The 23,773-nt window shown below is 69.5% G+C and carries 23 protein-coding genes and 1 riboswitch; of the genes, 13 read left to right on the forward strand and 10 right to left on the reverse strand.

The window, feature by feature from the left end; translation table 11 throughout:
- The first annotated feature begins 1 nt into the window (after nt 1).
- The 6 genes from ACWD6R_RS10950 (at nt 2) to ACWD6R_RS10975 (ending at nt 8,108) form a co-directional block, all read left to right on the forward strand.
- The gene (locus ACWD6R_RS10950) at nt 2-256 is read left to right on the forward strand and encodes a DUF3311 domain-containing protein (protein ID WP_451818402.1); all 255 of its coding nucleotides are present in this window, start codon (nt 2-4) and stop codon (nt 254-256) included.
- Nucleotides 253-1,908 carry a monocarboxylate uptake permease MctP gene (gene mctP / locus ACWD6R_RS10955; protein WP_451818403.1) on the forward strand — a complete coding sequence of 552 codons (1,656 nt, stop codon included), beginning with the start codon at nt 253-255 and terminating at the stop codon, nt 1,906-1,908. Before ACWD6R_RS10950 ends, mctP begins: the two co-directional genes overlap by 4 nt.
- Nucleotides 1,909-2,188: 280 nt before the next feature.
- Nucleotides 2,189-2,689, forward strand: coding sequence for a GNAT family N-acetyltransferase (locus tag ACWD6R_RS10960; RefSeq protein WP_451818404.1), 501 nt, complete (start codon nt 2,189-2,191; stop codon nt 2,687-2,689).
- A gap of 65 nt (nt 2,690-2,754) precedes the next feature.
- A riboswitch (adenosylcobalamin-variant (AdoCbl-variant) riboswitch) is annotated at nt 2,755-2,854 on the forward strand.
- A gap of 156 nt (nt 2,855-3,010) precedes the next feature.
- Nucleotides 3,011-5,392, forward strand: coding sequence for a ribonucleoside-diphosphate reductase subunit alpha (locus ACWD6R_RS10965; protein WP_451818405.1), 2,382 nt, complete (start codon nt 3,011-3,013; stop codon nt 5,390-5,392).
- Between the two features lie 191 nt (nt 5,393-5,583).
- Nucleotides 5,584-7,071 carry an RNA-guided endonuclease IscB gene (gene iscB / locus ACWD6R_RS10970; protein WP_451818406.1) on the forward strand — a complete coding sequence of 496 codons (1,488 nt, stop codon included), beginning with the start codon at nt 5,584-5,586 and terminating at the stop codon, nt 7,069-7,071.
- Entirely contained in the window at nt 7,068-8,108 is a 1,041-nt protein-coding gene (locus ACWD6R_RS10975; protein ID WP_451818407.1) for a ribonucleotide-diphosphate reductase subunit beta, read from the forward strand. The genes iscB and ACWD6R_RS10975 overlap by 4 nt, the downstream gene beginning before the upstream one ends.
- A 99-nt stretch (nt 8,109-8,207) precedes the next feature.
- Here ACWD6R_RS10975 and def read toward each other — a convergent pair whose 3' ends face one another.
- The 8 genes from def to ACWD6R_RS11015 form a co-directional block, all read right to left on the reverse strand.
- Nucleotides 8,208-8,846 carry a peptide deformylase gene (gene def, locus ACWD6R_RS10980; protein WP_451818408.1) on the reverse strand — a complete coding sequence of 213 codons (639 nt, stop codon included), beginning with the start codon at nt 8,844-8,846 and terminating at the stop codon, nt 8,208-8,210.
- 125 nt (nt 8,847-8,971) lie between these two features.
- Entirely contained in the window at nt 8,972-9,964 is a 993-nt protein-coding gene (locus ACWD6R_RS10985; RefSeq protein ID WP_451818444.1) for a tetratricopeptide repeat protein, read from the reverse strand.
- 92 nt (nt 9,965-10,056) lie between these two features.
- On the reverse strand, nt 10,057-11,328 hold the full coding sequence (locus ACWD6R_RS10990) for an HD-GYP domain-containing protein (protein ID WP_451818409.1): 1,272 nt from the start codon (nt 11,326-11,328) through the stop codon (nt 10,057-10,059).
- On the reverse strand, nt 11,325-12,767 hold the full coding sequence (locus tag ACWD6R_RS10995; protein ID WP_451818410.1) for an HD-GYP domain-containing protein: 1,443 nt from the start codon (nt 12,765-12,767) through the stop codon (nt 11,325-11,327). Before ACWD6R_RS10995 ends, ACWD6R_RS10990 begins: the two co-directional genes overlap by 4 nt.
- 198 nt (nt 12,768-12,965) lie before the next feature.
- Nucleotides 12,966-13,277 carry a mycothiol system anti-sigma-R factor gene (gene rsrA, locus ACWD6R_RS11000; protein WP_451818411.1) on the reverse strand — a complete coding sequence of 104 codons (312 nt, stop codon included), beginning with the start codon at nt 13,275-13,277 and terminating at the stop codon, nt 12,966-12,968.
- Nucleotides 13,274-13,930 (reverse strand): sigma-70 family RNA polymerase sigma factor, encoded by a 657-nt coding sequence (locus tag ACWD6R_RS11005; protein WP_266990480.1) that lies wholly within the window; start codon nt 13,928-13,930, stop codon nt 13,274-13,276. The genes rsrA and ACWD6R_RS11005 overlap by 4 nt, the downstream gene beginning before the upstream one ends.
- Before the next feature lie 323 nt (nt 13,931-14,253).
- On the reverse strand, nt 14,254-14,904 hold the full coding sequence (locus ACWD6R_RS11010) for an alpha/beta hydrolase family protein (protein ID WP_451818412.1): 651 nt from the start codon (nt 14,902-14,904) through the stop codon (nt 14,254-14,256).
- An 18-nt stretch (nt 14,905-14,922) separates the two neighbouring features.
- Complete coding sequence (locus tag ACWD6R_RS11015) at nt 14,923-15,738, reverse strand: SOS response-associated peptidase (protein WP_451818413.1); 816 nt, start codon at nt 15,736-15,738, stop codon at nt 14,923-14,925.
- A gap of 52 nt (nt 15,739-15,790) precedes the next feature.
- Between ACWD6R_RS11015 and ACWD6R_RS11020 the strand changes: the two genes are divergently transcribed.
- From ACWD6R_RS11020 to ACWD6R_RS11035, 4 genes are all read left to right on the forward strand, one after another.
- On the forward strand, nt 15,791-16,504 hold the full coding sequence (locus ACWD6R_RS11020) for a M50 family metallopeptidase (RefSeq protein ID WP_451818414.1): 714 nt from the start codon (nt 15,791-15,793) through the stop codon (nt 16,502-16,504).
- A 103-nt stretch (nt 16,505-16,607) separates the two neighbouring features.
- Nucleotides 16,608-17,924 carry a 3-phosphoshikimate 1-carboxyvinyltransferase gene (aroA, locus tag ACWD6R_RS11025; protein ID WP_451818415.1) on the forward strand — a complete coding sequence of 439 codons (1,317 nt, stop codon included), beginning with the start codon at nt 16,608-16,610 and terminating at the stop codon, nt 17,922-17,924.
- Between the two features lie 3 nt (nt 17,925-17,927).
- Nucleotides 17,928-18,944, forward strand: coding sequence for a ribosome small subunit-dependent GTPase A (rsgA, locus tag ACWD6R_RS11030; protein ID WP_451818416.1), 1,017 nt, complete (start codon nt 17,928-17,930; stop codon nt 18,942-18,944).
- A gap of 90 nt (nt 18,945-19,034) precedes the next feature.
- Nucleotides 19,035-19,358 (forward strand): DMT family transporter, encoded by a 324-nt coding sequence (locus ACWD6R_RS11035; protein WP_030915586.1) that lies wholly within the window; start codon nt 19,035-19,037, stop codon nt 19,356-19,358.
- A gap of 91 nt (nt 19,359-19,449) precedes the next feature.
- On the opposite strand, the gene ACWD6R_RS11040 is transcribed toward ACWD6R_RS11035, so the two are convergent.
- Nucleotides 19,450-20,058: a TetR/AcrR family transcriptional regulator gene (locus ACWD6R_RS11040; protein WP_451818417.1), complete on the reverse strand. Its 609-nt coding sequence runs from the start codon at nt 20,056-20,058 to the stop codon at nt 19,450-19,452.
- Nucleotides 20,059-20,180: 122 nt separating this feature from the next.
- Here ACWD6R_RS11040 and hisN point away from each other — a divergent pair, with 122 nt between their 5' ends.
- Both hisN and ACWD6R_RS11050 read left to right on the forward strand, forming a co-directional pair.
- A complete protein-coding gene (gene hisN, locus ACWD6R_RS11045; RefSeq protein WP_451818418.1) occupies nt 20,181-20,981 on the forward strand; it encodes a histidinol-phosphatase in 801 nt (266 codons plus the stop codon).
- A gap of 182 nt (nt 20,982-21,163) precedes the next feature.
- Nucleotides 21,164-21,565, forward strand: a complete 402-nt coding sequence (locus ACWD6R_RS11050) for a CBS domain-containing protein (protein ID WP_266981710.1) — start codon at nt 21,164-21,166, stop codon at nt 21,563-21,565.
- Between the two features lie 112 nt (nt 21,566-21,677).
- Here the strand turns inward: ACWD6R_RS11050 and ACWD6R_RS11055 are convergent, their stop codons facing one another.
- Entirely contained in the window at nt 21,678-23,147 is a 1,470-nt protein-coding gene (locus ACWD6R_RS11055; protein ID WP_451818419.1) for a catalase, read from the reverse strand.
- A gap of 151 nt (nt 23,148-23,298) precedes the next feature.
- Here ACWD6R_RS11055 and ACWD6R_RS11060 point away from each other — a divergent pair, with 151 nt between their 5' ends.
- Nucleotides 23,299-23,718 (forward strand): Fur family transcriptional regulator, encoded by a 420-nt coding sequence (locus ACWD6R_RS11060; RefSeq protein WP_266981714.1) that lies wholly within the window; start codon nt 23,299-23,301, stop codon nt 23,716-23,718.
- The last annotated feature ends 55 nt before the right edge of the window (nt 23,719-23,773 follow it).

Here is a 23,773-nt window from a genome sequence, read left to right on the forward strand (position 1 = left end):
CATGCGCGAAGAAACAGACACGAAACCACCGACAGTCACACCGGCGAGAGTACTCATCGCCCTCTGCCTCGCCACCCCGTTCGTGGCGATGCTCTGGGTGGGTTCATACGCGAAGGTGGACCCCACCTTCATCGGCATCCCGTTCTTCTACTGGTACCAGATGGTCTGGGTGCTGATCTCCACGGCGCTCACGATGGTCGCGTACAAGCTCTGGCAGCGTGACCAGCGCGCCCGCAAGGGGGGTGCGTCGGCATGAAGGACGGCGTGAACGGCGTCGCACTCGGCGTCTTCATCTTCTTCTTCCTGGCCGTCACGGTCATCGGCTTCATGGCCGCGCGCTGGCGCAAGGCCGAGAACGAGGCCAGTCTCGACGAATGGGGCCTGGGCGGCAGGTCGTTCGGCACCTGGGTCACCTGGTTCCTGCTCGGCGGCGACCTGTACACCGCGTACACCTTCGTCGCCGTACCCGCCGCGATCTACGCAGCGGGAGCGGCCGGCTTCTTCGCGGTCCCGTACACCATCCTCGTGTACCCGCTGATCTTCACCTTCCTGCCGCGCCTGTGGTCGGTCTCGCACAAGCACGGGTACATCACCACCTCGGACTTCGTCCGAGGTCGCTTCGGATCGAAGGGTCTGTCGCTGGCGGTCGCCGTCACCGGCATCCTCGCCACCATGCCGTACATCGCGCTCCAGCTCGTCGGCATCCAGGCGGTGCTGGACGTGATGGGCGTCGGCGGCGGCGAGAACACCAACTGGTTCGTCAAGGACCTGCCGTTGCTGATCGCGTTCGCGGTGCTCGCCGCGTACACGTACTCCTCCGGGCTGCGCGCCCCCGCGCTGATCGCGTTCGTCAAGGACGGGCTGATCTACCTGGTCATCACGGTGGCGATCATCTACATCCCGATCAAGCTGGGCGGCTTCGACGACATCTTCGCCAAGGCGGGCCACGCTTTCTCGCAGACCAACCCCGCAACCGGCAAACCGCGCGGCGCCCTCGCGCCGGCCGATCCCGGCCAATGGGGTTACGCGACCCTGGCCCTGGGGTCGGCGCTCGCCCTCTTCATGTACCCGCACTCGATCACGGCGACGCTCTCCAGCCGCAGCCGTGAGGTGATCCGGCGGAACACCACGATCCTGCCGCTGTACTCGCTGATGCTGGGCCTGCTGGCGCTGCTCGGCTTCATGGCGATCGCCGCCGGAGTCAAGGTGGAGAACGGACAGTTGGCGATCCCGCAGCTGTTCGAGAACATGTTCCCCGACTGGTTCGCCGGCGTGGCGTTCGCTGCGATCGGCATCGGCGCGCTGGTCCCCGCCGCGATCATGTCGATCGCCGCGGCAAACCTCTTCACCCGGAACATCTACAAGGACTTCCTGAAGCCCGACGCGACCCCGGCCCAGGAGACGAAGGTCTCCAAGCTGGTGTCGCTGCTGGTGAAGGTCGGTGCGCTCGTCTTCGTCCTCACCATGGACAAGACGGTCGCGATCAACTTCCAGCTGCTCGGCGGGATCTGGATCCTGCAGACGTTCCCGGCACTGGTCGGCGGCCTGTTCACCCGGTGGTTCCACCGCTGGGCGCTGCTAGCGGGCTGGGCGGTCGGCATGGTGTACGGCACGCTCGCCGCGTACGGAGTGGCGAGCCCGACCCAGGCGCACTTCGGCGGCTCCTCGAAGGAGATTCCGGGGATCGGCGAGATCGGCTACATCGGTCTGACGGCGTTCGTGCTGAACGCCGTGGTGACCGTGGTGCTGACGTTCGTCCTGAACGCGGTGAAGGCCCCGGCGGGCGTCGACGAGACCTCCCCGGCGGACTACACGGCGGACGCGGGCGACCCGGACGTCCGGGTGGAACTCCCCTCGGCCAGGCCCGAGTCGAGCCCGTCACCCGACGCGAGCCCGTCCGCCAACTAGTGCCGTGACCGGCAATGTTTGCCCCATAGGGAGCGTCGTCCAGTGCGTGCGATCGCAAGGCGGCCGGAAGTCCTTGGATGGGGTCTCCCCTGCTCGAACGAAGTTGAGAGCTTGGGGAAGGAGCCACCAGGGCTTTTGGCCAACGCGGCGAGCGGGCGTGCTGGGCGGCGCGACGGGGCAAAGCTTGCCGGGAGGGGCACTAGTTCCCTCGCCGGACGGGCTGCACCGCGCCCGTCCGGCACCACCCCACCCCAACCCACCCGTACGGCACACTCCCAGCATGGACCTGTCGATCCGCCCGATCGCCCCCGCGGAACACACCGCCCTCGGGGAGATCACCGCCCACGCCTACCTCGACGACGGCCTGCTCGACTTCGGCGCCGACGACCCGTATCTCGAAAAGCTCCGGGACGTGCCCCGTCGCGCGGCCGAGGCCGACGTGCTCGTCGCCGTCGGTGCCGACGGCACGCTCCTCGGCGGAGTCACGTACGCACCGCCCGGCAACCCGTGGGCCGACATTGCCGGCCCCGACGAGGCCGAGTTCCGGATGCTCGCCGTCGCACGGGCGGCGCGCGGCCTCGGGGCGGGCGAGGCGCTCGTGCGGGCCTGTATCGACCGGGCCCGGGGTACGGACGGCGTCGCGCGGCTCGTCCTGTCGACGACACCGACCATGCTCGCGGCCCACCGGGTCTACCGCCGCCTGGGCTTCCTACGGACTCCGGCGCGCGACTGGGATCCCATTCCAGGCCTCCCGCTGCTCACGTACAGCCTGAGCCTCTGAACCGACGCGACACAACATGTGGGGGCCACCTCATCAGGCGGCCCCCACATGTATGCTCGTGCTCGCTGTCGCCGCAGGGAAATCCGGTGCGAATCCGGAACTGTCCCGCAACGGTATATTCGGTGCCCTTTTGCGCACCCTGAAAGTCCGAGGACCTGCCGACAGCGCGTCCGGCTCGACCGATCCGGACGCCCAGACGTCCGGGCCTCGCGGATGGGCCGGTGGACGCCGCACGCAGTGCTGCCTTCCTTCTTCGGGCATGCCTCCACGCGGCTGCCCCGCTCCCCCGCCGGCCCCGAGCCGAGCGAGGGAGAGCACCACGTGACCATCGCGCCAGCCGATCCGGCTTCAGTCGCCGAGTCCGCGGGAACCACGAACGACGGACCCGGGACCGCACTGCTGCGGACCCTGACCGACCTCACTGCCGATCTGCCGGACACCGACCCCGGCCGAGTCGCCGCCGCCGCGCTGCGCGGCCGCAACGCCGCGTCGGACGAGGCGGAGTTGCGCGCGCTGGCCACCGAGGCCGCCGCGGGTCTGATCGCCGAGGACCCCGCGTACTCCCGGCTCGCCGCCCGCCTCCTGACCCGCACCATCGCGGACGAGGCGGCCGGTCAGGGCGCACTGTCGTTCTCCGCCTCGGTCGCCGTCGGCCACCGCGAGGGTCTGATCGCGGACCGTACGGCCGCGTTCGTGGCGCTCCACGCGGCCCGGCTCGACGCGCTGGTCGAGCAGTCCCTCGCCGACGGCGCCGACGACCGGTTCGGCTACTTCGGGCTGCGGACACTGCACAGCCGCTATCTGCTGCGCCACCCGCTCACCCGCCAGGTCATCGAGACGCCGCAGCACTTCATGCTGCGCGTCGCCGCCGGTCTCGCCGAGGACGAGTCGGTGCGCGCACTGGACGAGGTCGCCTCGCTGTACGGCCTGATGAGCCGCCTCGACTACCTCCCCTCCTCCCCCACACTCTTCAACTCCGGCACCCGGCACCCGCAGATGTCCTCCTGCTATCTGCTGGACTCGCCGCTGGACGAGCTCGACTCCATCTACGACCGCTACCACCAGGTGGCGCGGCTGTCCAAGCACGCGGGCGGCATCGGCCTCTCGTACTCCCGGATCCGCGCCCGCGGTTCGCTGATCCGCGGCACCAACGGGCACTCCAACGGCATCGTGCCGTTCCTGAAGACGCTCGACGCCTCGGTCGCCGCAGTGAACCAGGGCGGCCGCCGCAAGGGCGCCGCCGCCGTCTACCTGGAGACGTGGCACGCGGACATCGAGGAATTCCTGGAGCTGCGCGACAACACGGGCGAGGACCAGCGGCGTACGCACAACCTCAACCTGGCGCACTGGATCCCGGACGAGTTCATGCGCCGGGTCGACGCGGACGGCGACTGGTCGCTGTTCTCCCCCGCCGACGTGCCGGAACTGGTCGACCTCTGGGGTGACGAGTTCGACGCCGCGTACCGGGCCGCCGAGGCCAGGGGCCTGGCCCGCAAGTCGATGCCCGCGCGTGAGCTGTACGGCCGGATGATGCGGACGCTCGCGCAGACCGGTCAGGGCTGGATGACGTTCAAGGACGCCTCCAACCGGACGGCCAACCAGACCGCCGAGCCGGGTCGCGTCGTCCACTCGTCGAACCTGTGCACCGAGATCCTCGAAGTCACCGACGACGGCGAGACCGCCGTCTGCAACCTCGGTTCGGTCAACCTCGGTTCGTTCGTGGCCGACGGCGACATCGACTGGGAGCGGCTGGACTCCACCGTCCGTACCGCCGTGACGTTCCTCGACCGGGTCGTCGACATCAACTTCTACCCGACCGAGCAGGCCGGCCGCTCCAACGCCCGCTGGCGTCCGGTGGGGCTGGGCGCGATGGGGCTCCAGGACGTCTTCTTCCGGCTGCGGCTGCCGTTCGACTCCCCCGAGGCCCGCGCGCTCTCCACGAAAATCTCCGAGCGGATCATGCTCGCCGCGTACGAGGCGTCCTGCGACCTCGCCGAGCGGTCCGGTCCGCTGCCCGCCTGGTCCGAGACGCGTGCCGCCCGCGGCGTGCTGCACCCCGACCACTACGACACCGAGCTGAGCTGGCCGGAGCGCTGGGACGCGCTGCGCGCCCGGATCGCGAAGACCGGCATGCGCAACTCTCTGCTGCTCGCCATCGCTCCGACCGCCACGATCGCCTCGATCGCCGGGGTGTACGAGTGCATCGAGCCGCAGGTCTCCAACCTCTTCAAGCGCGAAACGCTCAGCGGTGAGTTCCTCCAGGTCAACGCCTATCTGGTGAACGAGCTGAAGCAGCTGGGCGTGTGGGACGCGCGGACCCGCGAGGCGCTGCGCGAGGCGAGCGGCTCGGTGCAGGGCTTCGCCTGGATCCCGGAGGACGTACGGGCGCTGTACCGCACGGCATGGGAGATCCCGCAGCGCGGTCTGATCGACATGGCGGCGGCGCGTACGCCGTTCCTGGACCAGAGCCAGTCGCTGAACCTGTTCCTGGAGACGCCGACGATCGGCAAGCTCTCCTCGATGTACGCGTACGCCTGGAAGCAGGGGCTGAAGACGACGTACTACCTGCGCTCGCGCCCGGCGACGCGGATCGCCCGTGCGGCATCGTCCGTAACTTCGATCCCCGCACAGCAGTTGGACAGTACGACCGAAGCGGTCGCCTGTTCTCTGGAGAACCCGGAGAGCTGCGAGGCCTGCCAGTAGTCACAGGCTTCTCCGCTCGAAGAGTGGGAGGCGTCGGCCCTTGCGGCCGACGCCTGCTGTGACCAGCACCAGCCATCACCAAGAAGGAGGTGACCTTGGTGGCTACGTTCCGTACAGGACAGCAGACCCACCCGACTGTGCTTCCTCAGCAGTCGGCTCTGGAACCCGGCTCAGCAGACAACCTCAGGAGCATGGACGAAACGGGAGCCGGGCGCCGCAACCCGGCATCCGGTACGGGACATGTGCGAGGGGAGACGCCCGGCAGTTCACCTGCCGCCGGGCGCGTAACCTCGGACCATCCGGTCCGGGAGGAGGGTCGTGAGGCCCATCCATACGTGTTTGTCATCGATAAACACGGCATACCGTTGCAGCCGTGCAGTCCAGCCCGCGCGCGGAAACTGCTGGGGGCGGGGCGGGCAGTTGTACACCGGCACACGCCGTTTGTGATCCGTCCGAGGGACCGCACCATCGTCGAATCCGTGGTGGACGGAGTGGAGATCGGTATCGATCCTGGCAGCAGGCACACAGGGGTCGCGTTGTTCACCGCACTCGCTGGTGAGCGACAAGGCCGATTCGCGCTTCAGCTCGATCATCGGGGCACAACCATCCGCAAGAAGATGCTCCAGCGTGCCGCTTTCCGGCGTCGGCGGCGTTCGGCGAATCTGCGCCACCGCGCTCCGCGCTTCAACAACCGTGCTGTTACGGCTGGTTGGCTCCCTCCCTCATTGCGCCATCGGGTGGACACCACTCTCGCCTGGCTGGAGAGACTCACTCGCTGGACTCCGGTGAGAACGGTGCACATGGAACGTGCGGCGTTCGACACCCACGCCCTCACTCTCGGGAGGGACTCCATGGACGGCATCGAGTATCAGCAGGGCACACTCGCCGGCTGCGAGGCCCGTGAGTACCTCCTCGCCAAGTGGCACCACGCCTGCGCCTACTGCGGAGCTACCGGCGTGCCTCTGAATATCGATCACATCCGCCCCCGCTCGCGGGGCGGCACCGATCGAATCTCCAATCTCACCTTGGCCTGCATTCCCTGCAATCAAGCCAAGGACAACACCCCGGTCGAAGAGTTCCTGGCACGCAAACCCCAGCGGCTCGCGAAGATTCTCGCCCAGGCGAAGGCGCCTCTGACAGATGCCGCCGCCGTCAACAGCACCAGATGGGCGTTGTGGCGTGCCCTCGATGCCCGTTGGCGAACCCACGTCTCCTCCGGCGGACGCACCAAGTGGAATCGCATCCGCAACCGTCTGCCCAAGACTCACACCCACGACGCCCTCGCCGTAGGCAAGGTCGATGCCATCACCCGCCATCCATCGCAGGTGCTGATCGTCGGTTGCACAGGACGAGGTGCGTACGCCCGCACCCGCGCCGACAAGCACGGCTTCCCCCGCTTACGTCTGCCCCGGAGAAAGACAGTCCGCGGATTTCAAACCGGGGACTTCGTTCGGGCAGTAGTTCCCACCGGCAGGAAGGCGGGAACCCACACAGGCCGGGTCGCGGTCCGCACTACTGGCAGCTTCAACATCACCACCCGGCACGGCACTGTGCAGGGAATCCATCACCGGCACGTCCTCCTCCTCCAGCGAGCCGACGGATACGCCTACACCACAGAGAAGGAGGCAGGGGCCTCCCCGGGCATAGCCTCTGGGAAATCCACCCCTCTCAGCTCATGAGCACCGCACCCGAACGACACAAGAACCTGCTCGACCCCGGCTTCGAGCTGACCCTGCGCCCCATGCGCTACCCGGACTTCTACGAGCGCTACCGCGACGCGATCAAGAACACCTGGACGGTCGAGGAGGTCGACCTCCACTCCGACGTCGCCGATCTCGCCAAGCTGACACCCGCCGAGCAGCACATGATCGGCCGGCTCGTCGCGTTCTTCGCGACCGGTGACTCGATCGTCTCCAACAACCTCGTACTGACCCTGTACAAGCACATCAACTCCCCGGAAGCGCGGCTGTATCTGTCGCGTCAGCTCTTCGAGGAGGCCGTGCACGTCCAGTTCTATCTGACGTTGCTCGACACCTATCTGCCCGACCCGGACGACCGTGCGGCCGCGTTCGACGCGGTGGAGGAGATCCCCTCCATCCGCGAGAAGGCGCAGTTCTGCTTCAAGTGGATGGCCGCCCTGGACGGGCAAGGAGGGGTCGAGAAGATCGAGCGGCTGGAGACGCAGGCCGACCGCCGTCGCTTCCTGCTGAACCTGATCTGCTTCGCGGCGTGCATCGAGGGGCTCTTCTTCTACGGCGCGTTCGCATACGTCTACTGGTTCCGCTCGCGCGGTCTGCTGCACGGCCTCGCCACGGGGACCAACTGGGTCTTCCGTGACGAAACGATGCATATGAACTTCGCGTTCGAGGTCGTGGACACTGTCCGCAAGGAAGAGCCCGAGCTCTTTGACGACGCCCTCCAGCAGCAGGTCACCGACATGCTGAAGGAGGCCGTCGACGCGGAGCTGCAGTTCGGCCGCGACCTCTGCGGCGACGGTCTGCCGGGCATGAACACCGAGTCGATGCGCGAGTACCTGCAGTGCGTCGCCGACCAGCGGCTCACCCGGCTCGGCTTCCCGGCTGTGTACGGCTCCGAGAACCCGTTCTCGTTCATGGAGCTGCAGGGTGTCCAGGAGCTGACGAACTTCTTCGAGCGCCGGCCGTCCGCGTACCAGGTGGCGGTGGAGGGCTCGGTCGCCTTCGACGACGACTTCTAGTGACCGGCAATGTTTGCCCCATGAGGAGCGTCGTCCAGTGCGTGCGATCGCAAGGCGGCCGGAAGTCCTTGAGTGGGGCAAACACTGCCGGTCACGGCACTAGTTGTTCGGCACGATCTCGTAGCGCGGCGTGTTCTCCGCCATCTGCCGCAGCGCGTCCTTGCGGTCCCGCTTCGAGAGCCGGTCGATGTACAGGTAGCCGTACAGATGGTCCGTCTCGTGCTGGAGGCAGCGCGCGAAGTAGCCGTTGCCGCGGATCTTGACCGGGTTGCCCTTGGCGTCCTGGCCGCGCACCACCGCGTAGTCCGGGCGGGCCAGCGAGGCGTACGCGGTCGGGACGGAGAGACAGCCCTCGTTGGAGTCGTCGAGGATGCGCTCCTCCGGCGGCAGCTCTTCGAGCACCGGGTTGCAGACGGCGCCCACATGCCGCACGCCGTCGTCGTCCTGGCAGTCGTAGACGAAGACCTTGAGGTCCACGCCGATCTGGTTGGCGGCCAGGCCCACGCCCTCCGCCGTCCGCTGGCTGGCGAACATGTCGTCGATCAGCCGGCCCAGCTCGTCACCGAACTCGGTGACGTCCTTGCACTCCTTGTGCAGTACCGGGTTGCCCACGACCGTGATCGGACGGGAGGTCCCGCGCTCGCGGTACGCCGCCTCGCGCGCCTCACAGTCCTCGGTGTCCACGACGAAGCCTTCGTCGTCGACGCTGATCTGCTCGTCCGTCTCCTGCTGCGCCATGTCCGCCGTACGCCTTCCTCAAAACCCGAATCGATGCCCGTACAGCGTAACGGCCGCCCCCCGCGGCAGGGAGCGGGCTCCCGATCGCGGGGGAGGCCGTTACGGCCGGGCCGCGGACGCACGGCTCAGCAGACTTCTTCGAGATCCCGCCACTCACGGCTGTCCGGGCTGTCCGCCACCCAGCCGTCCAGCAGTCCCCGCACCAGCCCGGCCGGTGCCGCTATCCCGCACTCGCGCTCCGGCACCCACAGGTCTCCGGCGATGCGGTGGCCGAGCGGACCCGGATGGCCGGGCTCGCTGTGGTCGTGCGGGTCGAGATGCTCGCCGTCACCCTCGTCGCTCTCCATCCGGCTCTCGGAACAGGCCCGGCAGAGCAGCCGTACGGATGACGACCAGTCCTCGGCGGCGAACCCGGCATCGGACGCCAGCTGCTCCAGAGCGTCCCGGTCCGCCTCCGTGGCAGCTTCGAGGAGCACCACCCAGGTGGGTACGGGGGACGGCGCCCAGAGCTCGATCTCGTCGAACACGGGGTACGAGGGGCCGGCCGCGGTGACCCGCTCGCCGTGCGGCACCCCGTCGTGCAGGACGACCTCGCCCCAGCGCCGCCCGGAGGAGGGCAGCGGGATCGACAGCACTTCCATCCGGGCCGGGTCCAGCCTGCGGCCCCAGACGACCTCGGCCTCGCCCTCGGGCGACAGCCGCACGGCCGCGCTGCCCAGCTCCATACCGACCGGCTCACTGTTGGCCGCCGAGGTGTGCTGGCCGGCGCCGGGCACCTTCAGGCCGTACGCCTGCCAGGCGCGGCGGGCCAGGGGCCAGTCCTGCAGGGCGGTGGCGGCGATCCCGACGTTCCACCAGTCGGGGGCGCCGGACTCCTTGTCGAGGAGCGCGACGGCGCGCAGCCCAGCCGCTCTCGCCTGCTCCCAGTCATGCCGGAATTTGTGCAGCAGCGCCAGGTTGAACCATGACTCGGAGAGCCAGGGTTCCAGGTCCGCCGCCCGTGTCAGCAGTGCGCCCGCGTCCTCGTACCGGCCGTCGCCGATCAGCGTGAACGCGCGGTCCGTGGCCTGCCGCCAAGAGGCGGAGGGCCGATGCCGTACCTTCCCGAAGATCCTCACGATTCCCGCCTGTCCCGACTGGACACCCTCGTTCTTGCGCTCTCCTTCGCATCCAACCATGCCTGGCAGGACGCCCGCTCATTACCCATGGGTTACCCAGGTGGGACGGGGGTCAGGCCGCCCCGGGCCAGGACCCTGGCAAGCGATTCGACCACCTCCGGCTGGTAGTCGTGGGCGGTCCCGAGCCGGAGCCGTTCCAGAGCGCCGAGCGGGCCGCTGAGACCTTCCCCGCACAGGTCGTCGTATGCGTTGACGGCGCGGACGATCCGGGCGGGCAGCGGCTGCTCGCGGTACGGGTCGGCCTGCCGCTCCACCACGACGGCGATCTCGGAGTCCACGCCGGTCTGCCGGACCACGGCCCCGCCCAGCAGCGCGATCCGGCGCTGCTCCGCGGCGGGCAGCGGGGCGGTCGCCCCGTCGGGCACGGGGTCGACAAGGGAGAGCTGACCGATGTCGTGCATCAGGGCGGCGTACTCCAGCACGGTGAGCTCGGCCCCGGAGAACCCCAGCTCCCGGCCGACGGCCGTACAGAGGACCGCCACCCTGCGGGCATGCCCGTGGGGGGTGTAGCCGGCGATCTCGGTGGACCGGGCGAGCGAGGCGATGGTCTGCCGGTAGGTGGTGCGCACCGCGACGAACCTGCGGAACGACACCTGGGTCAGCAGCAGCGGTACGCAGAGCACGGGCAGCGCCCACAGCCCGGCGACGGCGACCCCGAGCGCCATCACCGCACCGGTCGCACAGACCGCCGAACCGATGCCGAGGAGGGCGCGCAGCTCGTCGCGGAGCAGCGGCCCGTACGGGATGGAGGTGCCGCCCCTGCTCCTGAAGCCGTGGGGGAAGGTGCCGGAGCGCAGCAGCAGGGCGCCGAGCACGGCGTCGCACAGGGCGGTGAGCCCGAGCAGGACGAGAAGGAAGAGCGCGAAGAACGGGCCGTCGCCGAACCAGTCGGCGGTCCGGCCGGAGTTGTAGAGCGGCTGGAAGCACACGGCGGCGAACGAGACGGTGATGATCCGCCGGGCGAGCTGGTCGGCGGTGGGCCCGCTGCCGCGCGCCACATGGGGCACGGCAGCGACAAGCTGCGCGGCGACCAGGACGGCGATGACCTGGAGGAGCCCGTGAGTGGTGGGTTGCCCGCCACTGCGGCCGAGCAGGGCGTACGCGAGCGCGCCGGCGGCCCCGAGCGGCGCGGGCTCCCGCTCCCCGGGCAGCGCACCCCAGCGGGCGAGCTCGCCGACGGTGATGAGCACCCCGAAGGCAAGGGCATGCCCGGGTTCATGAACTCCGTGCCAGAGAGTGTGGGCCAGCCCCCCGAGGGCAAGCACAACGGCACCGCCACGGACGGCAGCGACGGCGCCGGTCACCGGGGACGTTCCGCGGCACCGTCGAGCCCGTCCGCACCACCAAGCCCGTCCGCACCACCAAACCTGTCCGGCGGCCGAGGACGAGACGCCTGCGGGACGAACCCGGCGCCCGCACCCGGCGACGGAACTGCCTCGTCCGCCGTCACCGCCACCGCCTCCGCAGCCCACCCGCACCGCTCCACCACCCGCGCCAGCGCCCGCACCATCTGCGGATCGAACTGCGTCCCCGCACAGCGCTTCAGCTCCTCCACCGCTACCGGCACCGGCCGTCCCCTGCGGTACGACCGCGTCGACGTCATCGCGTCGAAGGCGTCGGCCACCGCGACGACCCGTGCGAACTCGGGAATCTCCCGCCCGCTCAGCCCGTAGGGGTAGCCGCTGCCGTCGAGCCGCTCGTGATGGTGCAGGATCGCCGCCCGCGCCTCGCCCAGGAAGCCGATGCCCCGGACGATCTCGTGGCCGTACTCCGGGTGCAGCTCGATCACGCGCCGTTCCTCCGGGGTGAGCGGCCCGTCCTTGCGCAGCACCCGGGTCGGCACGCCGAGCTTGCCGACGTCGTGCAGGATCCCGGCGAACCGGAGCACTTCGAGCCGGTCCTCCGCCATGCCCAGCTCCCTGGCGATCAGCACGGAGGCCAGCCCGACGCGCTCGCTGTGCCCCCGGGTGTAGGTGTCCTTGATGTCGACAGCCTGCACCAGCGCCCGGATGGTGGCGCGGTGTGCTGCCTGCTGGCGGTGGTACTGGGAGAAGACCCAGCAGGAGATGTACATCGGCAGCAGGACGAAGAGCGCCGACAGCGGCCCGTACGAGCTGCGCCACAGCAGGGCCATCATCAGTCCGGCGAGCCCGTGCACCAGGTGCGGTCCGAGCGAGCTCGGCAGCAGCCCGCACCAGGCGCGCCGGACGGGCAGCCGTTCGGCCGCGGCCAGGATCGAGCCGTCCAGGGCGGTCAGGACGAGGCTGAAGGCCAGCGCGGCAACGCAGGCGGGCAGGACGGCGTACGGGAAGTCGGGCAGCAGGCCGGGGCCGGGCCCGCCGAGCGTGGCGCCGCCGCCGAGCAGACCGTGGACGGTCGACGCCACCCAGACAGTGATCACCAACTGGGCCGTGCGCCAGACGCGGCGGGCCGCGACGGGCGCGTTCTCCACCCGGCCGACGAGTGAGCCGGGGATCGCGACCAGCGCCGCGGCAGCAGGCGGCAGCAGGAACGCCGCCGCGAGCAGCACCGGAAAGAACGATCCGGCACCGATCGGCACGGAGCTACCGGAGAACGGGCGGCGTCCGGGCAGTTCACAGGCCAGATAGAGCCCGGTGAGCAGACCGACGGTGCCCTGGGGCACCCCCGTACCGCCGGGCGGCAGCGCGGGCCGCACACAGAGGACAGCGCAGACCGCGGCGGCCAGAATGACCGCGCGCGCCGCAGCCCCGGTGCCTCCCACCCGCCCTGCCCGCCCCCACTAGGTCAATGGAGGCGCCACGCTAGCGAGTTGGGCACTCGGTCGAGCATGGTTGAGCCCGATTAGCACGTTCGGGTGAAGTGCATACGTTGGCGGTGGTACGGGTAAGGGCGTGCCGCGGCAGTCGCGGCACGCCCTCAGCGTGCAGAAAAGGCCCCCGTCCTCAGGGGTGGCCGCCGGTCACTCCGTGGCGGCGGTCGGCAGCTCGGCCACCACGTCCTGGTCCGGCACGGCCTGCCCGGAGCGGATCAGATCGATTCGGCCCATCACCTTGGAGCGCAGGTCGGCCGGCACGTCGTCGTGACCGCAGCAGCGCTTGACCAGCTTCTTCACCGCCTGCTCCAGCCCGTACTTCTCCAGGCACGGGGAGCACTCCTCAAAGTGCACCTCGAACTTGCTGCAGTCGCTGTCGGGCATCTCATGGTCGAGAAACTCGTAGAGATGATCGAGGACCTCTGAGCAGTCTGTCTCGTGCGGCTCTCCGCAGCTCATGAGCCCGAGCCTTTCCGATCGTCCGACTCTCCGGCACCGGCCGGGACGAGCCCGCGTTCACGGGCGTAGTCCTCCAGCATGCCGCGCAGTTGGCGGCGGCCCCGGTGCAGTCGGGACATCACCGTACCGATGGGAGTCCCCATGATGTCCGCGATCTCCTTGTAGGCAAAGCCCTCTACATCGGCGAGATATACCGCGATGCGGAACTCTTCGGGGATCGCCTGCAGCGCGGACTTCACGTCCGAGTCCGGCAGGTGATCGAGCGCCTGCGACTCGGCGGAGCGCAGACCTGTGGACATGTGCGACTCGGCGCGCGCCAGCTGCCAGTCCTCGATCTCCTCGGCGGCACTGCGCTGGGGTTCGCGCTGCTTCTTGCGGTACGAGTTGATGAACGTATTGGTGAGGATGCGGTACATCCACGCCTTGAGGTTCGTCCCCTCGCGGAACTGGTGGAAGGAGCCGTACGCCTTCGCATACGTCTCCTGAACCAGGTCCTCGGCGTCTGCGGGATTGCGCGTCATGCGCAGCGCTGCCGAGTACATCTGGTCGAGGAAACCGAGGGCGTCCCGCTCGAAGCGCGCATTGCGCTCGGCGGTCGTCTCCTCCGCGCGGCCGTCGTCGGTCCCTGTGTCGGTACCGGTGACCGGACCCACCTCCTCCAACGCTGTGGCGGTTCCGAGACCGGACCCGCTCGAATCGGAGAATAGTCGACCTTGCTTCGACGCGGGCTGTCGTTCCGATCCGCTCCGTGCCCGCCCGGGTGTGGTCTTCGCCGCGTGCAGCACCGTCCACTCCAGGTCAGCGGCGTTCGAGCGGCGCGGGCAGATGGTCGAACCCATGCGACGGACTCCCTCTCCACGTACGACGTTGATGTACCGATGTCCCCAACAACAGTGGTCCCCGACGCAACATTCCCGGGGTGCGCCGGGTCGTCCGCGGGTGTGATCCGATCCACCTGGGGATGTGCGGGCCTGCGTTACGGGAGTCGGTCCAGCCATTCCGTCACGGCGGCGGTGAGGAGTTCCATCGCCCGGTCCTCGGTCAGTCCGGACTTCTTCGGTACGGCAAAGCCGTGGTCCCCGTACGGCACCTCGGCGATCTCGTACTCCCCCGGGGGGAATTCGGCCGGCCGCCCGAACGGGTCATGGCCGCCCTGCACGACGAGCGTGGGCACGCCCGCGCCGAGCAGTTCGTCCTTGCGGGACTTCTCCGGCCTGCCCGGCGGGTGCAGCGGGAAGCTGAGCGCGAGGACGGCGAGCGCGCCGAGCTCGGCCGCCGTGCGGCAGGCCACCCGCGCGCCCGCGCTGCGTCCGCCGGCCACGACGGGCAGCCCGGGGGCGGTGAGAGCGGGCCACAGGTCGCGCCAGCCGGTGTCCAGGGTCTTCGGGGCGGGCGCGAGCTTCTTCCCGGCGACCCGCCACGGCTGCTCCACCAGGGCGACGGTCACGCCGCGTGCGGGCAGGGCGGCGGCCAGTGCCTGGAGGTCGCGGGTCTCGATGCCGCCGCCGGCGCCGTGACTGACGGCGAGCACCAGGCGGGGTCTGCGCGCGGGCAGCCAGGTGATCCGGGCGGGCCCGGTGGCGGTGTCGACCGTCTCGGTCGTCGGGGCTGTCTCTCTACGGCTCACAGCGCCCATCCTGCCCGGTCAGAAGAGCGTGCCGACCTCCGGCGCGGTCAGTTCCTCCAGGAGCTCGGGCCCGTTGTTGCGCACATTACTGACGGCCGTGGCCACCGGGTACGCCCGCATCAGTCCGCCGGGCGGCGGTTCCAGCAGCGCCCGCAGTTCCCCGATGTCGGTGCGCGAGGAGTCCAGCCAGGCGTCCCAGCGGTCCGGGGTCAGCATCAGCGGCATCCGGGGGTGGATGTCGGCGAGCGCGCCCGGGCCCTCGGCGGGGGCGACGGCGAGCGGGGTGGTCTCCGCCTCGGTGGTGATCACGGAGCAGGTCACCCACCAGGCCTGCGGGTGGTCGTCCGGCAGCGTCCGGTCACGCCAGAACTCGTACAGTCCGGCCATCGCGAAGACCGATCCGTCGGCGGGCGTCACGAAGTACGGCTGCTTCCGCGGCCGCTTCTTCTTCCCCTTCTCCTCCAGCTGCCGCTCGTCGGCGGCGGTGGCCCACTCGTAGTAGCCGTCGGCGGGCAGGATGCAGCGGCGCGAGACGAAGGGGCGGCGGAAGGACGGCTTCTCGTGGACGGTCTCCGCCCGGGCGTTGATCATCCGGGCTCCGCCCTCGGGCGACTTGGCCCACGAGGGGACGAGTCCCCACTTCAGCGCGCGCAGCTGGCGAACCGGGCGTTGATCATCCGCGTCTTTCACGGGACGTTCCAGTACGGCGTAGACCTCTTTGGTCGGCGCCACGTTGTAGTCGGGCTCCAGTGTCTCCGCCGGTTCCCATTTCTCGACGCCGAAGAGTCCGGTCAGATCCTCGGGCCGCCGACTCGCTGCATACCGTCCGCACATAAGTGCCAGACTGCCACGACCCACCGATACAACCGCAAGGAGCCGCCCGCACATGGACAGCACCGAACTGGGCAATCTGTGGGATCGCGTCTTCGGTACCCAGCCCGCACCCGAGCAGTGGCTGGTGGTCGTGACGGCCACGGTCGCGCTCATCGCCGTCGTGCCGAACGTCCTGTGGCACCTCTCGCGCAACGCGATCACCATCGCCCACGAGGGCGGGCACGGGCTGATCGCCCTGGTCAGCGGGCGCAGGCTGGAAGGCATCCGGCTGCACTCGGACACCAGCGGGCTGACCGTCAGCCGCGGCAGGCCCACCGGCATCGGGATGACCCTCACCGCGGCGGCGGGCTACACCGCGCCACCGCTGCTGGGACTCGGCGGTGCCTGGCTGCTCGCGAACGGCCGGATCACGCTGCTGCTGTGGGTGTCGACGGCGCTGCTCGCAGTGATGCTGGTGATGATCCGCAATCTGTACGGGGCGCTCACGGTGATCTTCACCGGTACGGCGTTCCTGCTGGTGTCCTGGCTGGCTTCACCCGCGGTGCAGTCGCTGTTCGGGTACACCGTGGTCTGGTTCCTGCTGCTCGGGGGCGTACGTCCGGCGTTCGAGCTGCAGTCGAAGCGGCGGCGCGGCGGGGCGCCGGACTCGGACGCGGACCAGCTGTCCCGGCTCACGGACGTGCCGGCCGTGCTGTGGCTGTGCTTTTTCCATGCGGTGTCGATCTGCTCACTGATCGGCGGCGGCCGCTGGATGCTCGGCCGGTGAGGGACGACAGCCTGCGGCGACGCCTACCATGCTTCTATTACGCCCCGGTTTCGGCCAATTTGATCAAGATCCGGGATTGCGGCGAGCCACTAAAGTGAGGTCCATGACCGAAAGTCCCGTGCACCCCGCCCTCTGGCCCGCCCCTCACGCGAGCGGGGCCGTCGACGCGACCGTCACCGTGCCCGGATCGAAATCGGTCACCAACCGGGCGCTGGTCCTGGCCGCCCTCGCCGCCGAGCCGGGCTGGCTGCGCCGCCCGCTGCGCTCCCGCGACACCTTGCTGATGGCGCAGGCGCTGCGTGCGATGGGCGTCGGCATCGAGGAGGGCGTCGGCCCGGACGGCTCCGGCGAGGCCTGGCGGGTCATTCCGGCCGGGCTGCACGGCCCCACCACGGTCGACGTCGGCAACGCCGGGACGGTGATGCGTTTCCTGCCGCCGGTCGCCGCCCTCGCCGACGGTCCGATCCGCTTCGACGGCGACCCGCGTGCGTACGAGCGGCCGCTGACCGGCGTGATCGACGCGCTGCGGGTGCTCGGCGCCCGGATCGACGACGACGGGCGCGGTTCGCTGCCGATGACCGTGCACGGCGGCGGGGCGCTGGACGGCGGCCCGGTGGCGATCGACGCCTCCTCGTCGTCCCAGTTCGTCTCGGCGCTACTGCTGTCGGCACCGCGTTTCAACCAGGGCGTGGAGGTACGCCACACCGGTTCCCGGCTGCCTTCGATGCCGCACATCCGGATGACGGTCGACATGCTGCGGGCCGTCGGCGCCCAGGTCGACGAGCCGGAGACGGGCGGCGAGCCGAATGTCTGGCGGGTGTCCCCGTCGGCGCTGCTCGGCCGCGACCTGACGGTCGAGCCGGATCTCTCCAACGCCCAGCCCTTCCTCGCGGCGGCGCTGGTCACCGGTGGCCGGGTGACGATCCCGGACTGGCCGGAGCACACCACCCAGCCGGGTGACACGCTGCGCGAGATCTTCACCACGATGGGCGGCAGCTGTGAACTGACCGAACGCGGTCTGACATTCACCGGATCGGGGCGTATCCACGGCATCGACGTGGACCTCGGCGAGGTCGGCGAACTGACCCCCGGCATCGCTGCGGTCGCGGCCCTCGCCGACTCCCCCTCCACACTGAGCGGTGTCGCACATCTGCGGCTGCACGAGACGGACCGGCTGGCCGCGCTCACCAAGGAGATCAACGAGCTCGGCGGCAACGTCACCGAGACCGCCGACGGGCTGCACATCGAGCCGCGCCCGCTGCACGGCGGTACCTTCCATACGTACGACGACCACCGGATGGCAACCGCTGGGTCGATCATCGGCCTTGCCGTCCCCGGAGTGGAGATCGAGAACGTGGCGACAACCGCCAAGACCCTGCCGAATTTCCCGCAGATGTGGACCCGAATGCTCGGGGCCTGAATCATGCGTCGCTACGGCAAGAACCTCGACGAGGACGACATCCGGTTCCGCCCCAACCCGAAGGGCAACCGGCCTCGTACACATACCCGCCCGAAGCACGAGGACGCCGAGGAAGGCATGGTCCTCACCGTGGACCGCGGCCGCCTGACGTGCCTCGTCGACGGCCGTACGGTCATGGCGATGAAGGCCCGGGAACTGGGCCGGAAGGCCGCGGTGGTCGGCGACACCGTCTCGATCGTCGGAGATCTGTCCGGCGACAAGGACACCCTCGCGCGCATCGTCCGGATCGGTGAGCGCCGCTCGGTGCTGCGGCGGACGGCGGACGACGACGATCCGTACGAGCGGGTGGTCGTCGCCAACGCCGACCAGCTGGCGATCGTCACCGCGCTCGCGGATCCGGAGCCCCGCCCGCGGATGATCGACCGCTGTCTGGTGGCGGCGTACGACGGCGGACTCTCCCCGCTCCTGGTCCTGACCAAGTCCGACCTCGCATCGCCGGACAAGCTCCTGGAGGCGTACACCCCCCTGGGGGTCCCGTACATCGTCACCAGCCGCGAGGAGCTGGAGAACGGCGACGCGGCGGACCGGGTGCGCGAGCAGCTGAACGACCGGGTGACCGCCTTTGTCGGGCATTCCGGCGTCGGGAAAACCACCCTGGTCAACGCCCTCGTGCCGAAGGACCGGCGGCGTACGACGGGCGTCGTCAACGCGGTCACGGGCCGCGGCCGTCACACCACCACCTCGGCGCTCGCGCTGCCGCTGCCGGACGGGCGCGGCTGGGTGGTCGACACCCCCGGGGTGCGCTCCTTCGGGCTGAACCACATCGACCACTCGCGGGTCATCCACGCGTTCCCCGACCTGGAGCCGGGCACCGAGGACTGCCCCCGCGGTTGCACCCATGACGCCACCCAACCGGAATGCGCGCTGGGCGCCTGGGTCGCCGCCGGGCACGCCGATCCGGCACGGCTGGACTCCCTGCACCGGCTGCTGGCCACCCGGGAGCGCCGCGAGGGCGACTGATCCGGGTACGTTTGCGACCTGCTGCTGACGGTAAGTGCATAATCGCGCTCAGCGGGACGGAGCAGTCACCGACGTGGGAGGGCACTGACGATGGCGTGGCTGCTGGTCGTGGTCGCAGGACTTCTGGAGACCGGCTTCGCCGTCTGTCTGAAGCTGTCCCACGGCTTCACCCGGCTCTGGCCGACCATCGCGTTCTGCATCTTCGCGCTCGGCAGCTTCGGTCTGCTGACGCTCTCCTTGAAGAAGCTCGACGTGGGGCCCGCCTACGCCGTCTGGACCGGCATCGGTGCAGCAGGCACCGCGATCTACGGCATGGTCTTCCTTGACGATGTGGTCTCCACCCTCAAGCTGGTGTCGATCTCGCTGGTGATCCTGGGTGTGATCGGACTGCAGCTGTCGGGCTCGTCCCACTGACAGTGACAGGCGGCACTGTGCCCGGCCGCTTCCACGGCCGGGCACCTGGCGCCCGCGGCGCTCGCGCTCCGGGGCGCCGGTGGCCCGCCCGTCACGCCGCGGGCCACCGCTCCACCACCTCGCGCACCAGCGGCGCCGCGTCCGTGGGGAGGGCGGACGCGGCGACCGCGTACGAGAGCGCGAGCCGCATCGCGACCTCGCAGGTCGTGGCCAGTGTCGCCGATTCGCGCGGCGGGCGCCCCTCGTCCAGCGCGGCCACCGCGCGGTCGCGCACCAGACCGAGCAGTTCGACGGGGGTCGGCGGTCCGGCATCGGCCCGCCGCTGCGCCGGTACGGACGAACCGGCCGGCGCCGCCAGGCGTACGGGACGGGGTAATCGCTCGCTCCAGCAACCCGTGAGCAACGCCCTGACCAGGGCATTCGTACGCGCCGCCCGCACCGTCCAAGCGGCGGTCGCGGCCAGCCTGTCCCCCGTGCCGCCAGGCGATCCCAGCGCCCGTTCGACACCTGCGAGATAGCCGTCGGCAGCGCGCCGGACCAGGGCCCGGGCCAGGCCGTCCTTGCTGCCGAACTCGTTGTAGAGGGTCTGCCGGGAGACTCCGGCGGCGGACGCGACATCGACCATCCGCACGGTCGGCCAGGGCCGGGTGGTGAGCGCCGAGAGGGCGGCGTCCAGCAATGCTTCGCGCGCTGTCGGCATCGTCGCCTCCCACGCCAGGGACTCTGCGGTTCAGAGTTGACGCGCCACTGGGCACTGTCAAGACTTCGAGCAGCCTCCGGGGCCGTGTAGCCCTGTTCACCTGCGGTCGATACTGTGACGACATGCCCGATTACCACGATGATCTGCGCCTCGCCCACGTGCTGGCGGACGCCGCCGACGCGGCGACGATGGACCGGTTCAAGGCTCTGGACCTGAAGGTCGAGACCAAGCCGGACATGACGCCGGTGAGCGAGGCCGACAAGGCCGCCGAGGAACTGATCCGCGGCCACCTCCATCGGGCACGTCCGCGCGATGCGATCCTCGGCGAGGAGTACGGGATCGAGGGCACCGGTCCGCGCCGCTGGGTCATCGACCCGATCGACGGCACCAAGAACTACGTCCGCGGTGTCCCGGTCTGGGCGACCCTGATCTCGCTGATGGAGGCGGGCGAGAACGGGTTCCAGCCGGTGGTCGGTGTCGTGTCGGCACCCGCGCTGGGCCGCCGCTGGTGGGCGGCGAAGGGCGCGGGGGCGTACTCAGGCCGCAGCCTCACCTCCGCGACCCGGCTGCACGTCTCGAAGGTCGAGCGGATCGCGGACGCCTCGTTCGCGTACGCCTCGATGACCGGCTGGGAGGAGCAGGGCCGGCTCGACGGCTTCATGGACCTGACGCGGGCCTGCTGGCGTACGCGTGGGTACGGCGACTTCTGGCCGTACATGATGGTCGCCGAGGGTTCCGTCGACATCTGCGCGGAGCCGGAGCTCTCGCTCTGGGACATGGCAGCGAACGCGATCATCGTCCAGGAGGCGGGGGGCCGGTTCACCAGCCTGGACGGAGTCTCCGGTCCGGGCGGCGGAAACGCGGCGGCCTCGAACGGCCTGCTCCACCACGAGCTGCTGGGATATCTCAACCAGCGCTACTGATCCCGGGCCGTCACGAGGCGTGCGGACTCCGAGGGGCGTGTGGTGCACTTCCGCGCGCCCCTCGAATGATCTCCACGCACCCCTTGTTGGACTCCCCCTAAGGATGCAACGCTGAGAGTCCCCCACTTGTGAACTTGTGAATCGGCTCACGCAGTCGCTTCACGAAGGAGGTGGCTCCCTTCATGCTCGTCCGTGACGCCATGAGCACGATGGTCCTCACTATCGGCCCCACCCATACGCTCCGCCAGGCGGCCCAACTGATGTCGGCACGCCGCATCGGGGCGGCAGTTGTCCTCGACCGGGACACCAGCGGGATCGGCATCCTCACCGAGCGCGACATCCTGAACTCGGTCGGCTCCGGCCAGAACCCCGATACCGAGACCGCGTCCACCCACACCACCAACGATGTGGTCTTCGCCGCGCCCAGCTGGACCCTGGAAGAGGCCGCGGAGGCCATGACACACGGCGGATTCCGTCATCTGATCGTGCTGGACGACCACGGGCCCGTCGGCATCGTCTCGGTCCGCGACATCATCCGCTGCTGGGCACCGGCCCGGCGTCACCCGGTGGAGCTGGTCGGCTGAGCACCCCCACGTACGTACGGCCGATGGGCCTGTCCCCCTCGGTGAAGAGGGACAGTCCCATCGTCGGCCGGAGAGCCGGTACACGGCGGATACTCCAGTGCCGGGAGGGGCACTAGGCGCGCAGGCCCTGGACCGCCGCTTCGAGTCGCTTGCCGAAGTCGCCGTCGGCCTGACGGAAGTTGTTGATCGCGCGCTCGGCGATGTCGTCGCGCGAGACCTTGGCGATGAACCCGGCGAGGTTGTCGATCAGGCGCGCCTTCTCGTCCTCGGAGTAGAGCCGGTAGAGGTTTCCGGCCTGCACGAAGTCGTTGTCCTCGGCGTGGCTCGGGGCCTCGTGCGTACCGATCTCACCGGTGACCGTGGTGGGCTCCCACAGCGGACGGTCGGTCTGGACCGGACCGCCGAAGCTGTTGGGCTCGTAGTTCTTCGCACCCTTGTGGCGGCCGTCGTACAGGTAGCCGTCCCGGCTGTTCGTCCGAGCCTCGGTGGCGTGCGGACGGTTCACCGGCAGGTGGTCGGCGTTGATGCCGACGCGGTACCGGTGGGCGTCGCCGTACGCGAAGAGGCGGCCCTGGAGCATCTTGTCCGGGGACGGACCGATTCCCGGCACGAAGTGCGCGGGGCTGAAGATCGACTGCTCGGTCTCCGCAAAGATGTTCTCCGGGTTGCGGTTGAGCTCCAGCTTCCCGATCTCGATCGGCGGGTAGTCCGCGTGCGGCCACACCTTGGTGAGGTCGAACGGGTTGAAGCGGTAGGTGGCCGCCTCGGACGCGGGCATGATCTGGACCTGCACGGTCCAGGACGGGAAGTCGCCGCGCTCGATCGCCTCGCGGAGATCGCGCTGGTGGCTGTCCGGGTCCTCGCCGGCGAGCTTGTTCGCCTCGGCCTGGGTGAGGTTCTTGATGCCCTGGTCGGTCTTGAAGTGGTACTTGACCCAGAAGACCTCGCCTGCCTCGTTGTTCCACTGATAGGTGTGCGAGCCGTACCCGTTCATGTGACGCAGCGTGGCCGGGATGCCGCGGTCACCGAAGAGCCAGGTCACCTGGTGGGTGGACTCGGGCGACAGACCCCAGAAGTCCCAGACGTTGTCCGCCTCCTGCGAGCCGGTGTACGGGTCGCGCTTCTGGGTGTGGATGAAGTCCGGGAACTTGATGGCGTCCTTGATGAAGAACACCGGGGTGTTGTTGCCGACGAGGTCGTAGTTGCCCTCTTCGGTGTAGAACTTCAGCGCGAAGCCGCGGGGGTCACGCACCGCGTCGGCGGAGCCGAGGTTGCCCGCGACGGTGGAGAAACGCAGGAACGTCTCGGTCTGCTTGCCGACCTCGGAGAGGAACTTCGCCCGCGTCCACTGCGAGACGTCGCGGGTCAGCGTGAACGTGCCGTACGCACCGGCGCCGCGGGCGTGCACGATGCGCTCCGGAATGCGCTCGCGGTTGAAATGCGCGAGCTTCTCCAGCAGCGACTGGTCCTGCACCAGGACCGGACCGCCGACGCCCGCGGTCTGACTGTTCTGGTTGTCGGCGACCGGCGCGCCGGCCTCCGTGGTGAGCGGTCCCTGCGTCACGTGCGCCTCCTGCGTCATTCCTGCACATCCGTCATGTCCTGATGTCCGCACAGCCTGTCCCTTGGCGTATGCCGGTCCCGATCCTACAATGGACTAAGTCCAAGTCAAGTGAATATCTAAAGTCACACCCGTTCGGGACCAGGGTCCCCTCACTGTTAGGCTTGTTTCCATGAGTGACCTGTTGGAACGGCTCCGCGGACGCGGCTGGCGCATGACTGCGCAGCGGCGTGTCGTGGCCGAAGTCCTCGACGGGGACCATGTGCACCTGACGGCCGACGAGGTCCATGCCCGGGCCGTCGCCAAGCTGCCGGAGATCTCCCGTGCCACCGTCTACAACACGCTCGGCGAGATGGTGACCCTCGGCGAGGTCATCGAGGTCTCCACGGATCGCCGCGCGAAGCGGTACGACCCGAACGCGCACCGCCCCCACCACCACCTGGTCTGCGCCCGCTGCGGCGCCATCCGTGACGTACACCCGGCGGGCGATCCGCTGGCGGACCTGCCGGCCGACGAGCGCTTCGGCTTCACGGTCTCCGACGTCGAGGTGACGTACCGCGGCATCTGCCCGAACTGCGCGGCAACGGCCTGAGACGCCGCGAAAGGCCCGGTGCGAGCGACACTCGCACCGGGCCTTTCGCATGCCG

This window comes from Streptomyces sp. NPDC005151 (assembly GCF_053599875.1).

Coding starts and splice junctions, on each gene's coding strand:
- ACWD6R_RS10950 (WP_451818402.1), top strand. CDS start 2: ATGCGCGAAGAAACAGACACGAAACCACCGACAGTCACACCGGCGAGA.
- mctP (WP_451818403.1), top strand. CDS start 253: ATGAAGGACGGCGTGAACGGCGTCGCACTCGGCGTCTTCATCTTCTTC.
- ACWD6R_RS10960 (WP_451818404.1), top strand. CDS start 2,189: ATGGACCTGTCGATCCGCCCGATCGCCCCCGCGGAACACACCGCCCTC.
- iscB (WP_451818406.1), top strand. CDS start 5,584: ATGGACGAAACGGGAGCCGGGCGCCGCAACCCGGCATCCGGTACGGGA.
- ACWD6R_RS10975 (WP_451818407.1), top strand. CDS start 7,068: ATGAGCACCGCACCCGAACGACACAAGAACCTGCTCGACCCCGGCTTC.
- def (WP_451818408.1), bottom strand. CDS start 8,846: ATGGCGCAGCAGGAGACGGACGAGCAGATCAGCGTCGACGACGAAGGC.
- rsrA (WP_451818411.1), bottom strand. CDS start 13,277: ATGAGCTGCGGAGAGCCGCACGAGACAGACTGCTCAGAGGTCCTCGAT.
- ACWD6R_RS11015 (WP_451818413.1), bottom strand. CDS start 15,738: ATGTGCGGACGGTATGCAGCGAGTCGGCGGCCCGAGGATCTGACCGGA.
- ACWD6R_RS11020 (WP_451818414.1), top strand. CDS start 15,791: ATGGACAGCACCGAACTGGGCAATCTGTGGGATCGCGTCTTCGGTACC.
- aroA (WP_451818415.1), top strand. CDS start 16,608: ATGACCGAAAGTCCCGTGCACCCCGCCCTCTGGCCCGCCCCTCACGCG.
- rsgA (WP_451818416.1), top strand. CDS start 17,928: ATGCGTCGCTACGGCAAGAACCTCGACGAGGACGACATCCGGTTCCGC.
- ACWD6R_RS11035 (WP_030915586.1), top strand. CDS start 19,035: ATGGCGTGGCTGCTGGTCGTGGTCGCAGGACTTCTGGAGACCGGCTTC.
- ACWD6R_RS11040 (WP_451818417.1), bottom strand. CDS start 20,058: ATGCCGACAGCGCGCGAAGCATTGCTGGACGCCGCCCTCTCGGCGCTC.
- hisN (WP_451818418.1), top strand. CDS start 20,181: ATGCCCGATTACCACGATGATCTGCGCCTCGCCCACGTGCTGGCGGAC.
- ACWD6R_RS11050 (WP_266981710.1), top strand. CDS start 21,164: ATGCTCGTCCGTGACGCCATGAGCACGATGGTCCTCACTATCGGCCCC.
- ACWD6R_RS11055 (WP_451818419.1), bottom strand. CDS start 23,147: ATGACGCAGGAGGCGCACGTGACGCAGGGACCGCTCACCACGGAGGCC.
- ACWD6R_RS11060 (WP_266981714.1), top strand. CDS start 23,299: ATGAGTGACCTGTTGGAACGGCTCCGCGGACGCGGCTGGCGCATGACT.